General features: G+C 77.6%; 9 protein-coding genes. 4 read left to right on the top strand and 5 right to left on the bottom strand.

The features are described 5' to 3' along the window. Window positions 1-2 precede the first annotated feature (2 nt). The 4 genes from UXQ13_RS12145 (at window position 3) to UXQ13_RS12130 (ending at window position 3,576) form a co-directional block, all read left to right on the top strand. A complete protein-coding gene (locus UXQ13_RS12145; RefSeq protein ID WP_336392373.1) occupies window positions 3-1,196 on the top strand; it encodes a PucR family transcriptional regulator in 1,194 nt (397 codons plus the stop codon). 116 nt (window positions 1,197-1,312) lie between these two features. Then, window positions 1,313-2,170 carry an alpha/beta fold hydrolase gene (locus tag UXQ13_RS12140; RefSeq protein ID WP_336392372.1) on the top strand — a complete coding sequence of 286 codons (858 nt, stop codon included), beginning with the start codon at window positions 1,313-1,315 and terminating at the stop codon, window positions 2,168-2,170. Further along, a complete protein-coding gene (locus UXQ13_RS12135; RefSeq protein ID WP_336392371.1) occupies window positions 2,163-2,966 on the top strand; it encodes an SDR family NAD(P)-dependent oxidoreductase in 804 nt (267 codons plus the stop codon). The genes UXQ13_RS12140 and UXQ13_RS12135 overlap by 8 nt, the downstream gene beginning before the upstream one ends. 31 nt (window positions 2,967-2,997) lie before the next feature. Beyond that, window positions 2,998-3,576, top strand: a complete 579-nt coding sequence (locus UXQ13_RS12130; protein ID WP_336392370.1) for a DUF1349 domain-containing protein — start codon at window positions 2,998-3,000, stop codon at window positions 3,574-3,576. Window positions 3,577-3,768: 192 nt separating this feature from the next. Here the strand turns inward: UXQ13_RS12130 and UXQ13_RS12125 are convergent, their stop codons facing one another. From UXQ13_RS12125 to UXQ13_RS12105, 5 genes are all read right to left on the bottom strand, one after another. Then, window positions 3,769-5,877, bottom strand: a complete 2,109-nt coding sequence (locus UXQ13_RS12125; protein WP_336392369.1) for an HNH endonuclease signature motif containing protein — start codon at window positions 5,875-5,877, stop codon at window positions 3,769-3,771. Window positions 5,878-6,128: 251 nt separating this feature from the next. Beyond that, window positions 6,129-8,735 carry an FtsX-like permease family protein gene (locus tag UXQ13_RS12120; RefSeq protein WP_336392368.1) on the bottom strand — a complete coding sequence of 869 codons (2,607 nt, stop codon included), beginning with the start codon at window positions 8,733-8,735 and terminating at the stop codon, window positions 6,129-6,131. Then, a complete protein-coding gene (locus UXQ13_RS12115; RefSeq protein WP_336392367.1) occupies window positions 8,732-11,800 on the bottom strand; it encodes a hypothetical protein in 3,069 nt (1,022 codons plus the stop codon). The genes UXQ13_RS12120 and UXQ13_RS12115 overlap by 4 nt, the downstream gene beginning before the upstream one ends. After that, window positions 11,797-12,471 (bottom strand): ABC transporter ATP-binding protein, encoded by a 675-nt coding sequence (locus UXQ13_RS12110; protein ID WP_225235576.1) that lies wholly within the window; start codon window positions 12,469-12,471, stop codon window positions 11,797-11,799. Before UXQ13_RS12110 ends, UXQ13_RS12115 begins: the two co-directional genes overlap by 4 nt. Beyond that, window positions 12,468-13,337, bottom strand: coding sequence for an ABC transporter ATP-binding protein (locus UXQ13_RS12105; RefSeq protein WP_225235575.1), 870 nt, complete (start codon window positions 13,335-13,337; stop codon window positions 12,468-12,470). The genes UXQ13_RS12110 and UXQ13_RS12105 overlap by 4 nt, the downstream gene beginning before the upstream one ends. Window positions 13,338-13,392 lie beyond the last annotated feature (55 nt).

Below are 13,392 nucleotides of genomic sequence, written 5' to 3'. Positions count from 1 at the left end.
GGATGCCCTCCGACCGGCTCCAGCAGCTGGTGGACTCCCTGGCCGAGCAGCTGCAGCGCTCCGTCGTGATCGACGACCCCCAGGTGCGGCTGCTGGCGACCAGCCGGCACTTCGGCGACGAGGACGACGTCCGGGTGCGGGCGGTGCTGCAGCGCGACGCGGGCAGCGCCGCGGTGGCGCACGTGCTGGGCAGCGGGGTGTCGGCCTGGTCGCGCGCCGGCTGGATCCCGGCGCAGCCGGCGATCGGCATGCACCCGCGCTGGTGCGTGCCGGTGCGCTGGCGCGGGGAGCTGCTGGGCCTGCTGATGGTCATCGACGCCGGGCAGGCGCTGACCGCGGAGGAGGCGGCGGTGATCGGCACCGCGGGCGAGGAGCTGGCCGCCGTCCTGGTCGCCGACCGGCACGCCGCCGACGCCGCGACCGCTGCCCGCGAGCTGCTGGTCGCCGGGCTGCTGTCCCGGGACCCGGCCGAGCGGGCGCGCGCGCTGGCCGGGCTCGCCGGGGCGGTGCCGGCCGCGGGTCAGGTGCGCGCCGTCGTGCTGGCCCTGCACGGCGTCGGTGCGGAGGACGAGGAGCAGGCCCGGGCCGCCGTCCGCCGCGGGCTGGCCACCCTGGGGTCCCGCGCCGGCACCGCCGTCCTGACCACCGCCGGGCCCGACGGCGGCGCCGGCCTGCTGCTCACCCCCGGCCCGGTGGACGACGCCGCGGTGGCCGAGCTGGCCGCCCGGGTGGTGGCCGAGGCGACCGCGGTCGCCGCCGGCCGGTTCACCTGCGTCGCCGGCACCGGTCCCCCGGTGGCCGGCCTGGCCGAGGCCTGGACGTCGCACCGGACCGCCGAGCTCGCCACCCGGGCGGTGCCCCGGCTGGCGCCGGGTCCGGTGGTCGACGGCTCCGCGCTGGGCGTGCACGCCGTCCTGCTGCGGGTCCCCGCCGAGGAGTGGGACGCGACCGCGCTGCCGCCCGAGCTGGTGGCGCTGCGGGCCGCCGACCCGCAGGGCCGGCTGACCGGCACGCTCGCCGCCTGGCTGGACGCCGGTGGCAACGCACCGGCGGCGGCCGAGGCGCTGCACGTGCACCGGACGACGTTGCACTACCGGCTGGACCGGGTCCGCGAGCTGACCGGCGCCGACCTGGACGACGGCGGCACCCGACTGCGGCTGCACCTGGGCCTGGCGGTCGCCCGGCTGCTGGGCTGACTCCGACGCAGCGAGCAACGGGGGCGTCCGCTCTGCTCGCCGGGTCCGTGGTGGTGCCGGTCACACGGCGTCGATGATCACCGGGTGGGTCCACGGCGACCCGGCAGGAGGCCCCGATGAGCACGTTCACCACCGGCGACGGCACCGACCTGGACTACCGGGACACCGGGCCCACCGCCAGCGGCCGCACCCTGGTCCTGCTGCACGGCTGGTCGCAGACCCGGGCCACCTGGGACCGGGTCGTACCGGCCCTGGCCGAGCAGCACCGGGTGGTCAGCTACGACCAGCGGGGGCACGGCCTGTCCGGCAAGCCCGACCACGGCGCGCGGGTCGCCCGGCTGGCCGCCGACCTGGCCGAGCTCGTCGCCCACCTCGAGCTGACGTCGTTCGACCTGGTCGGGCACTCGATGGGCGCCTCGGTCGGCTGGAGCCACATCGACACCCACGGCACCGGCGCGCTGGACTCGCTGGTGGTCATCGACCAGCCCAGCGCGTGCGTCGTGCTGCCGTGGATGACCGCGGAGGAGGGCGCCGCGGCCGGGGCGATCCTGGACTTCCCGAGCACCGAGGGATTCGTCGGCGCCGTGGGGGCGGCCGACGCCACCGAGACCCGGCGGGCGTTCCTCACCTCGATGCTGTCCGACGTGCTGCCCGAGGACGACCTGGCGTTCCTGTTCGGGGAGAACCTGCAGATGCCCGGGCCGTGGGGCGCCCGGCTGCTGCTGGACCACGCGATGCAGGACTGGCGGGACGTGCTGCCGCGGATCGACGTCCCGACCCTGGTGGTGGCCGGCGAGGTCAGCCACGTGGCGCCGGCGTCGCAGGAGTGGACCGCCGCGCACATCCCGGGGGCACAGCTGCGCACGTTCGCCGCCGACGAGGGTGGGTCGCACTTCCCGTTCTACGAGGGTCCCGAGCACTTCGCCCGGGTGCTGCTGGACTTCCTCGCCGGGACGCCCGGGCCCCGTGGCTGACGGCCGGCTGGCCGGGAAGGCGGCGATCGTCTTCGGCGGCGGGCTGAACACCGGTGGCCCGCCCGGCGTGAGCTCGATCGGCGCGGCGACGGCCCGGACGTTCGCCCGGCACGGCGCGCAGGTCGTCGTGGTGGACGTCGACCCGGCGGCGGCCGGCCGCACGGTGGACGCGATCACCGCCGACGGCGGGACGGCGGTGGCCCTGGTCGCCGACGTCACCGACCCGGAGCAGGTGCAGCGGGTGGTGGGCGAGGCGGTGGACCACTGCGGCCGGTTGGACGTCGTGCAGAACACCGTCGGGGCGACCCGGCTGGGCGGGGTGGACGAGCTGACGCTGGCCGACTGGCACCGGACGCTGGCGCTGAACCTGGACAGCGTGTTCCTGTCGGCGCAGGCGACGCTGCCGCACCTGCTGGAGCGGGGCGGGTCGATGGTGAACGTGTCGTCGACGGCGTCGATCCGGTGGACCGGCTACCCCTACCCGGGCTACGCAGCGGCGAAGGCGGGGGTGAACCAGCTGACCCGGAGCCTGGCGCTGCAGTACGCCGACCGGGGGGTGCGGGTCAACGCGGTGCTGGCCGGGCTGATCGACACGCCGCTGGTCTACCAGCAGCTCGCCGGGGACGCGTCGGCCGACGAGGTGCGGGCGGCGCGGGACGCGCACAGCCCGACCGGCCGGATGGGCACCGCGCAGGACGTCGCCGATGCGGCGCTGTTCCTGGCGTCCGACGAGTCCCGGTACGTCACCGGGGTGCTGCTGCCGGTGGACGGCGGGCTGTCGGTGCGGGCGGCGTGACCCGGCGCGGGACGGCGGGGATGCTGTCGGGGTGATCGACCCCGAGCTCCTGGCCGCCGCGTCCTGGACCACCCGACCCGTCGCCGCGGAGGACACGGAGGGGCTGCGGGTGACGGCGGCCGAGGGCAGCGATGCGTGGCGGCACACGTCGTACGGCTTCGTGCACGACGACGCGAACGGGTTGCTGGCGCCGTTCGGGGTGCGGGACGCGGTGGAGGTGGAGTTCGTGCTGGACTACACCGAGCAGTTCGACCAGGCCGGGGTGCTGCTGCGGGCGTCGGCCGAGGAGTGGGTGAAGGCCGGGGTCGAGGTGTCCGACGGCGTGCCGCAGATCGGTGCGGTCGTCACGCACGGCACGTCGGACTGGTCGGTCGCCCCCGTCCCGGACTGGGTGGGCCGCCGGGTGACGGTGCGGGCCAGCCGCGACGGCGACGCGATCACCGTGCGCGCCCGCGCCGACGACGAGCCGTTCCGCCTGGTGCGGGTGGCGCACGTCGACCCTGCCCTCGAGCTACGCGCCGGCCCCTACTGCTGCGCCCCCACCCGCGCCGGCCTGACCGTGCAGTTCACCCGCTGGGAGCGAGTGGCCCCGGACGCCGCGCTGCACTGAGCCGCGCCCCACCCGCGCCGGCCTGCCGGTGCAGTCGAACCGCCGACCGCGAGTTGCCCCCGCCGCCACCGTGCAGGGAGCCGCGCCCCACCTCTCGGCCGTCCCGCCGCTCCGGGGCCCGCCCCGGGGTCCGCCCCGGGCAGTCCCTTCAGCCGGTCCTCGTCCCTCACTGCCACCAGACCATCACCGCCATCAGAAGGGCGGCGGGTCGTCGTCGCTGCCCCCGTCCTGGACCCGATCCCCGGCGTGGTCTGCGGCATCGGTCGCTACGTCGTCGCTCGATCCAGCACCGCCGGCCGCGTCCGGGTCACCGGGTCGGGTCTCATCACGCCGGGTCTCGCTGTTCCGGCGGGCGAGTGCGGCGTCGAGCTCAGCCTCGATCTCGGCGGCCAGGCGCGCGCGGTCCGCGGCTGCGGCTCGTCGTGCGGCTCGTTGCTCGGAGGTGGGGCTGCGGAACCGCTTGGGGGTGGGTCCGAGGAGGTCGGTGAGGGTGTCGAGGTGGGTGGGTGTCGACATGTCGACCTGAGCGATGCCGGCGGGTCGGGTGGTGCGTGTGCGTCCACCGGGTGGGGTGACGTGCAGCGTCCCGTCCGGGTCCATCGCGAACACCCAGCCCGGTGCATGGGTCTTGAGTCGGTGGTGTCGTCGGCACAGGCAGACCAGGTTCGTCACGCAGGTCGGGCCGCCGGCGGACGGCTCGTCGTGGTCGTAGGGGATGGCGTGGTCGAGGTCGACGTACTCGGCTGGTCGTGCGCAGCCGGGGAACCGGCAGTGCCGGTCCCGGGCTTTCACGAACCGGGTCTGTGCGGCGTTCGGTTCGTAGTCGGCGATCCGGGGTGGTGGTCCGAGGCCGGTGCCGCGGCGGAGGGCGGCGCGGGCTTCGGCGGGTGAGGTGAGGGCGCGGAGTCGACCGGTGGCGTCGAGGATCTCGAACCACACGTCCCCGCCCTGCACCCGACCACGGGCACCGGAGGCCAGGAGCGCGTCGAAGCGGGCCAGCAGCTCGGCCACCGCGACCGGGGACACCGACAGCCCACCGATCTCGCCGACCCCGGAACCGGCGCCCTGCTCGCTGTGCTCGTGCTCGCTGCGCTCGTGCTCGCTGTGCTCGTGCTCATCCTGCCCACCGTGCTCGCGCTGCCCATCACGGCCGTCGCCGGATCGTCGGGGTGTGCTGCTCGTGCTGCCGGTCGGTGCCGGCCGGCCGTTGTGGTTGTCGGTGCCCGGCTCGGGTGCCGTACCGATTGGTGGACCGTCCTGAGAGCCTTCGCCGTCGGCGGTCGGTGCAGCAGACCGAGGGATTGAGCCCAGCGAACCCAGGCCGTCGAGGTCGGCCAGCTCCACCCGCATGGCGAGTTGCCAGCGGGCGCGGGCGACGTCGTCGGGGAGTGCCTCCCAGGGGCGGAGGACCAGCTGCCGGTGCGCATCGACCCGCAGCTGGCCGATGGGGCGCCGGTCACCGGCCTTGCGCATCGTGGCGGCCATCGCATCGACCACTGCCTGCATCTGTGCGGCGTCTGCTGCGTCGAGCAGGTCTGCCCGGAACCCGGCGAGGCCGTCGCCGCAGCCGACGGTGGTGACGTTCTGCTTCTTCTTGCGCCGCTCGGCCCGGCGGTCGGCCTCTGCGGGGTCCGCAGCGATCAGTGCGCCACCGATCCGGTCGGCGAGCGGGGTGGGGCCGATGCCTTCGCCGATCCACCGCAGTCCCCGCCGGGCGATGTCGTCCACCAGGTCGTCGGGCAGGCCGCCGCCGAAGGATTGCTTGCGGTGGGCGAGGTCGTCGACGAGCACCTGGCAGCGGCGGACGTCGATGACGCCGTCGGCCAGCTCCTCCCACACCTGCGGCAGCTGCTCCACCAGCACCCGCTGTTTGTCGACCAGCGATACCGCCGAGCTAACCCCGATGCCCAGCACGACGGCGACCTCGTCGGCGACCCAGTCGTCGGGCCGGTCGGCGTCGGCCGGGTCATTGCGGCGGCTGCCGGGCAGCGGTTCTTGCGCCGGTTGCAGCTCGGCCAGGCGGGCGATCGCTGCAGCCTGCAGGGCGTGCAGCTGCGCCTGGGCGTCGGCGACGTCGCGCAGCACGGCGTGCACCCTGGCCCGGCCGGTGTCGGGGGTGACCAGCAGCTCGGACAACCGGGTCGGTCGCAGGGTGGCACCCGCGGGCGCCAAGCCGGCCGCGATGCGGGTCGCCTGCTCGGCCTCCAGCACCGCTGCGTGGGCGGCGGCGGAGGCGAAGACCTCGACCTGGGCGATGCCCACCGACAGCCCCATCCGGGTCCCGACCTCTTGCTGGTGCACCGCTGTCACCGCCTCGCATCATTCGAATGTGTGTTCGAAGTCTAGCCGACCCGGCGACCTCCGGCAAGGCGAATCCCCAGCTCAGCGCCTCGTCCACAGGGTGGTGCAGAAATTGTCGGAGGGTCCCGTCAACATCGCCGGCCATGTCGAGAAGTCGGTGGGAACGGTTCAAGGCACCCCTGTGCGAGGACCCAGCGCCCGCACCGGTCGGGAGCGGAGCTCACCACCGCGAACCGAGCCGTCCGCCGCGGTCAGACCTCCCGCACCACCTGCGCCAACGGCACCCGTCGACGGGACCGCGCCTCCCCCACCACCGACCCGACCACCGCCAGAACCGGGGGCAGGAGCAGCCCGACCACCCACCACGGGACGACGAGGACGGGATCGGTGTCCTGGCCGGTGAGCAGGGACAACCCCAGCGGCCCGGCCACCAGAGCGGTGACCAGCGCACCGAGCGCGATCCCGGGCAGCACGGTGGTCAGCACCCCGGGCAGCAGCTCGAGCAGGGTGACCGCCCGCGCCTGCCGCTCCCCCAGCCCCAACGTCCGCAGCACGCCCGACGTCCCGCGCCGGCGCCGCACGCCCGCGTTGCCGGCCAGCACGACCGCCAGCACGCCGAGCACCACCAGCAGCACCGCGGTCGCGGCGACCAGACCGGCCAGCCCGCGGGTCAGCGGGGCCTCCTGCACCAGGGCCAGCCGGTCGGCCCGCAGCTCCACCGTCCCGCCGGGCACCGTGGCCGCCGCGGCGGCGGCGCCGGTGCCGGTCAGCCACAGCGTGTCGGGGACGGCCAGGTCGGCGGGCACCGCGTCGGCGGGCAGCAGCACCGTCGTCGGGCCGGCCGGCAGCGCACCGACCACGGCGATCGGCACGGACTCGCCGTCCAGCAGCACCGACCCGACGGCGGCGGTGATGTCCGGGGTGACCAGCGCCTGCACCCGGTCGCCGGACGTGCCGAGCCCGGCCAGGCCCTCGACGTCGGGCAGCGGCGTGCTGCCCACCAGCCGGGCGTAGTCAGCCGGGTCCACGACCACCACCCGGGCACGGGCACCGCCGGCCGGGGTGGACAGCTGCACCCCGTCGGTGACCCGGGCCCGCACGGCGAGGTCCACGCCGTCGACCGCGGTGTCCGGCAGCGGGTCGACGGTGACGGTGGCATCGGCACCGACCGCGGTCCACGAGGCCGCCACCTGGCCGGACGTGGTCGTGGCACCGAGCGCGACGGCCACGGTGGCCAGCGCGGTGATCGCGGTCAGCGCCACCGGCCCGAGCACCGCGGTGGACCGGGCACCGGCCGCGGCCAGCAGCGGCACCGCCCCGCGCTCGCGGGCGGCCGGGCGCAGCAGCGCGGCCGACAGCGCCGGCTGGACCCGGGCGACCAGCACCGCACCGGCCAGGACCGCCACCGTCGGGGCGGCCACCCCCAGCGCGTCGCCGGACAGTCCCCGGGCCCGCACCGCGAGCACCGCGCCCACGGCCAGCAGCAGCAGCGCGCCGTCCACCGACCAGCGCCGCAGCACGACCTCGCGGCGGGCCCGGGTGCGCGCCCGCTCGTCCAGCGGCACCCGCCGTCCCCCCGTGGCCCGGTCGGCCGCCCGCACGCCGAGCACCGGGAGAGCGAGCAGCCCCGCGGCAGCCACCGGCAGGACACCGGCGACCGCGGCCCCCACCGGCACCGGTCCCGGGGCGAGCGCCACGCCGACCACCAGCCCGACGGCGACCCCCAGCGCGGTGAGGACGGCGGACTCGACCAGCAGATCGGCACCCACCCCGGGCAGGGAGCCCCCGCGCGCCCGCGCCGCGGCCAACGGCGCACCCCGGCGGGCGACCAGCACGGTGGCGCCGAGCAGCAGCACCAGCGCGGTGGCCGCGCCGACCGCGGTGACCAGCACGGCCGCCTGCGTCCGGGCGGCGGTCAGCCGGTCCTCGGCGCGCAGCAGCACTGCGTCCAGCCGGCTGTCCACCCGCGGCAGCGGCGCGATGCGCAGGGTGATCGGCGACGCGCGCAGTGCGGTCACCGCCCGGGTGACCGCGGCGGCCGTGTCGGCGGACAGCTGCCCGGGCCGCGCGGCCAGGGTGAAGATCCGGGTGGTGTTCTCGTCGCCGACGGCCAGCCGGGCGTCGGGCAGCGAGTCGTCGGAGAGCAGCACGGCCACGTCGGTCTGCCGGGCCGCGCCGGCACCCCGGGTGCTGGGCGCCAGCAGCGCCGGCGCCGTCGCCCAGGCGGGGTCGGCCGGGTCGTCGACCTCGAACAGCCCGCTGACGACCACCTGCACCAGCGCACCGTTCGGACCCCGGCCCTCGACCACGTCGCCGGCGGACACCCCGAGCGCGGCGGCGACCGGGGCGGACAGCCCGGCCTGCACCTGCCCCTCCGGGGACGCCCCCGGGACCGTCCCGGTCGACCAGGTCACCGCGGCGCCGCCGGGCCGGGCCACCCAGTCCAGCCGCAGCGTCGTCGGGCCCAGCACGACCGCGCGGTCGGCGGGCAGCGCGAGCAGCACCTCCCGGGTGCTGGCCGTGGCCACCGGTGCCGCCAGCACCCCGGACAGCTCCGGGGGCAGGCCGGCGGTCAGGATGTCGGCCGTCGCGCGGGTCTCGGCCGCCGCGTCGTCCTGCCGGGCGCTCGGGGTGTCGAGGTCGGGCACGAACGGCGCCGAGACCACGGTGTCGGCACCGTGGCCGGCGTCGGCGACGGCGGCCCGCACCGTGTCGTCGGCCGTGGCGGCGACCGCGCTGGGCACCACCACCGCCAGCACCGTGGCCAGCGCGACCACCACCAGGCACAGCACCCAGGCGGCCGGGGCGGCGGCGACCCGGGCCCGGGTGCCGACCAGCGGCACGCGCCAGCGGGTCATGCCGCGCCCTCGCGCAGCACGACCGGGACGTCGACCCGCACCAGCGCCCGGACGACGGGCAGCACCAGCGCGGTCCCGACCAGCGCCGAGCCGACCACCGCCACGGCCCACGCCCCCCACGGCAGCTGGACGGTCGCGGCCGGCACCGGCGAGCCGGTCAGCGCCGGGCCGACCAGCACGGTGCCCGCCACCCCGACGACGGCGCCCAGCAGCACGGCCAGCACGGTGCTCACCCCGTGCTGCAGCACCAGCACCTGGCGGACCACCCGGCGCGGCACCCCGGTACCCATCAGGCGGGCCACCTCGGTCCGCCGGCCGCTGCGCACCGCGGCCACCTGCAGCGCGGACGCCGCGGCCAGCAGCACCAGCGCACCGACGGCCAGCACGCCGAGCGCCACGGGCAGGCCGACCTGCAGCGGACCGCTGCGCAGCTCGTCGGTGACGCCCGACCGGGTCCGCGCGCCGTCCAGCCCGGACGCGGCCAACGCGGCCGGCGCGCCGGCCCTCGGCCCACCGACCCACCACGCCGCTCCCGCGACGTCGGCGTCCCCGGCAGCCAGCAGCGCGCGGGCCAGCGTCTCGCCGTCGGCCAGGACCGCGGGGCCGCCGGGCACCGACGGCACGGCGGGCACGACCCCGGCCACCGCGACGTCGACGGCGGTCTCGCCGACCGTCATGGTCAGCCGGTCGCCCGTGGTCGCGCCGAGCGCGTCGGCCAGGGCACCGGACAGCAGCACCGGCATCCGGGCCGGCGTCGGGGCCGCGGCCAGCACCACCCGGGACGGGGCCAGCGAGAGGCCGAGCGGGAACGCCCGGCCGGTGAACCGGAGCCCGTCCTCGGCCAGCTCCGGCTCGGTGACCCCACCGCGGTCGTCGGGTGCCGACGCGGACCACCCGACGGCGGCACCGGGCAGGGTGACCTCCAGGGACATCGGCACGGTGACGTCGTCGTCCGGGTCGCCGTCGACCAGCGAGACGTCCAGCAGCACCGCGACGACGGTGCGGTCGGCGGGCACGCCGATCCCGGCGTCGTGCGGGACGCCGTCGAGCGGGACCGCCGGGCCGGGCACCGTCGTCCGGGCGCCGGTGGGGTCGGCGAGCACGACCGTCGGGACGGCGACCGCGCCGAACCCGCGCACCGTCCCCGCGACCGTCACCGCGCCGGGACCGGACACGCCCGGGGCCGCGGCGGGCACCAGGTCGGCGGTGACCGTCGCCCAGTCGCTGCCCGCCGGCAGCCGGCCGCGCAGGACGGCGCCGGCGTGCGCGGTGTCCACGGCGACCAGCTGGGTCGCGGCCCCGTCGCCACCGGCCCGCAGCAGCGTGCCCAGTGACACCGGCGAGGTGCTCACCGGCGAGACGGTGCCCCCGGTCGCGGCGCGGACGGCGGCCCCGTCGACCCCGGCCACGGCGGGGACCGCGAGGTCGGTGCCGACCTGGAGGGCGGCCTGGTCGGCCTGGGACACCCGCCAGGTGGCGTCCACCCCCAGCGCGGCGACGGTGGCCGCCGTGGTGAGCACCAGCAGCCCGGCCGCGCCGGCCGCCAGGGAGCGTCGGGCCAGGTCGCCGGCCACCAGCACCGGCATCAGCGAGCGGCTGCGCGCGGCGCGGCGGTCGGCGAGCCCGGCCAGCAGCGGCGGGACCCGGAGCAGCAGGGCGGCGCCGGCGAGCAGCACCAGGGCCGGGGCCGCGACGAGGACCGGGTCGGTGCCGGCGGTGGCCGCCCCGAGGCCCAGCACGGCCGCCGCCGCGAGGCCGACCAGCAGCACGTCGCCCCCGGAGCGGGCCAGCGCGCCGCGGCCGCTGCGCCGACCGCCGGCCGGCAGCCGGGTGGCCGCGACCGCCAGGCCGAGACCCAGCAGCACCGCGGCACCCAGCACCGGGACCAGCAGGCCGGCGGTCAGCGCCGGGCCGGGGGCGGACCCGGGCAGCGCGCCGCCCAGCACGACCCGGGTCACCAGCCTGGTCGACAGCACCGCGAGCACCGCGGCGACCGCCACCAGGGCGGCGGCCTCCGGGAGCGCGCGACCGACCAGCTGCCGGCGGGTCGCGCCGCGGTCGCGCAGCAGCGCGGTCTCCACCAGCCGGCGGTCGCCCAGCACCCGGGCCGCCGTCCCCAGGGCCGCCACGGTCAGCAGCCCGCCCAGCACGCCGACGGCGAGCACGGCCGACCGGGTGGCGGCCTGCCGGTCGGCGATGCCGGCCAGGGTGGCGGCCAGCGGGGCCCGGACCCGCACGGTGCCCTCGGTGGCCGAGCGGGCGTCGGCGGTCAGACCGGCGAGCCCGGCGGTGGCCGTGTCCAGCGCGGCGGGAGCCGCCGCGGCGACGTCCGGCGCGGCGCGGACGCTCGCCCGCTCCACCCCGGCCCCGGCGGCCAGCAGGGTGCCCGGGTCGACCAGGACCGGGCCCGCCGCGGGGAACCGCAGACGGCTGAACACGCCGAACTCCTGGTCGGGCACCGTGCCCGCGCCGGCCGACCGGTCGCGGTCCCAGCTGCCGTCGGTGCGCGGCTGCACCAGCCCGACGAGCACCACGGTCACCGGTGCGGTCTCGCCGGCGTCGTCCAGCCCGGTGCTCGGCGCCAGCAGCAGGGTGTCGCCGAGCCCGAGGCCCATCGCGTCGGCCGCGGCCACCGGCAGGACCGCCGGCCACGGCGCCCCCGGCGCGGGGGCGGTCGGCCACTCCCCCGCGACCAGGTCGCCCCGCGCCGTCAGGTCGTCCACCCCGGCCAGCCAGCTCAGCCGCCGGGCCTGCCCCGCGCCCGGGGGCACGTCGCGCAGCGTGGAGGTGACCCAGGTCGAGGACCGCGGCGGCACCGGGGCGAGCGCGGCGGCCACCACGCGCGCGGCGGCCGCGACGTCGGGACCGGCGTCGGCCGGCAGGTCGGTGAGCTCCACCTCGACGGCCAGGTCCGCCGACGAGGTCGCCGCCAGCGCCGACTGCTGCGCCCGCTCGGCGCCGGAGGTGAGCAGGACCGCGCAGCTGCCGAGCACGGTCAGGCCGGTCACCAGGACGACGACCACCACGACCAGCAGCCGCGCCTGCACCCGGCTGCGGGCGATCACCCGTCGACCAGTCGGCCGTCGACCACCTGCACCGCCCGGTCGGCCAGCGCGATCATCACCGGGTCGTGGGTGGACACCAGGGCGGTGACCCCCTCGGCCTCCACGATGCCGCGGATCAGCGCCATGACCGCCAGTCCGGTCTCCCGGTCCAGCTGGCCGGTCGGCTCGTCGGCCACCAGCAGCCGCGGCGACCCGGCCAGCGCGCGGGCCAGCGCGACCCGTTGCTGCTGCCCACCCGAGAGCTCGTCGGGCCGCTGGGTGGCGTGCGGGGTCAGCCCGACCAGGTCCAGCAGCCGGGCCACCCGCGACTCCCGCTCGTCGGCGGGCAGCCGGCGCAGCCGCAGCGGGACGCCGACGTTCTCCGCGGCGCTGAGCACCGGCACCAGCCCGAAGGTCTGGAAGACCGACGACACCACGTCCCGGCGCATCGTCACCAGCCCGTCGTCGTCCAGGGCGCCGACGTCGGTGCCGGCCACGTGCACGGTGCCCGAGTCGGGCCGGTCCAGCCCGCCGACCAGGTTGAGCAGCGTGGTCTTGCCCGACCCGGACCGGCCGACCAGCGCCACCAGCTCGCCGGGCTCGATGTCCAGGGACACCCCGCGCAGCGCGTGCACCGCGGTCGCGCCGGACCCGAACGTGCGGTGCACGTCGCGCACCTGCACCAGCGTCACGAGCCGGCGTCCCGGTGGACGGCGACGTGGTCGGCCTCCAGGGTCAGCCGCACCCGGCGGGTGAGGTCCAACGCGGTCCGGTACTCCACGGGCAGCTGCAGCCGCCCGGACCGGTCGAGCACGGCGAACTCCTCGGCCACCACCGGGGCGCCGTCGGCCGTCGCCCGCCGCAGCACCTCGCTGGCGGTGCGGCCGTCCCGGATGGCCACGGTCCGCTCCACCTGGTCGGAGACGGTGGGGTCGTGGGTGACCACCAGCACCGTCGTCCCCAGGTCGCGGTTGACCGCGCGCAACGCCTGGTAGACCTGCTGGGAGCTGGCGGTGTCGAGCTCCCCGGTCGGCTCGTCGGCCAGCAGGACGGCGGGGGCGTTGGCCAGCCCGACGGCGATGGCCACCCGCTGCTGCTCCCCGCCCGAGCACGCCGCCGGCCGCCGGTCGGCCACGTGCGGCACGCCGACCAGCTCGAGCAGCTCGGCGGCGCGCGCGGCCCGGGTGCGCCGCGGCGTGCCGGCCAGGGCCAGCGGCAGGACGACGTTCTCCGCGGCGGTCAGGTAGGGCACCAGGTTGCGGGCGGTCTGCTGCCAGACGAACCCGACGGTCGAGCGCCGGTAGGCCACCCGGTCGGCGCGGGACAGCGCGGTGAGGTCCCACGGGCCGACCGTGACCCGGCCGGCGGTGGGGGCGTCCATGCCGGCCAGGACGGCAAGCAGCGTGGACTTGCCCGACCCCGACGCACCGACCACCGCCAGCACCTCGCCGGCGTCGACGACCAGGTCCAGCCCCTGCAGCGCCTGCACCTCGACCGCGCCGGTCCGGTGGATCCGCACCAGGGACTCGCACACCACGAGCGGCTCGGACCCGGCCATCCCACCCCCGCCCACTGGTTGCACCTTGCACCGGGCGCGGATGTTAGCGCTCTCA

This window comes from Klenkia terrae (genome assembly GCF_037083865.1).
In the GTDB taxonomy this organism is placed as follows: Bacteria; Actinomycetota; Actinomycetes; order Mycobacteriales; family Geodermatophilaceae; genus Klenkia; species Klenkia terrae.
Note: the sequence above shows the minus strand (reverse complement) of the source record. Positions and strands in the feature narration are given on the sequence as shown.

Coding starts and splice junctions, on each gene's coding strand:
- UXQ13_RS12145 (WP_336392373.1), top strand. CDS start 3: ATGCCCTCCGACCGGCTCCAGCAGCTGGTGGACTCCCTGGCCGAGCAG.
- UXQ13_RS12140 (WP_336392372.1), top strand. CDS start 1,313: ATGAGCACGTTCACCACCGGCGACGGCACCGACCTGGACTACCGGGAC.
- UXQ13_RS12120 (WP_336392368.1), bottom strand. CDS start 8,735: ATGACCCGCTGGCGCGTGCCGCTGGTCGGCACCCGGGCCCGGGTCGCC.
- UXQ13_RS12105 (WP_225235575.1), bottom strand. CDS start 13,337: ATGGCCGGGTCCGAGCCGCTCGTGGTGTGCGAGTCCCTGGTGCGGATC.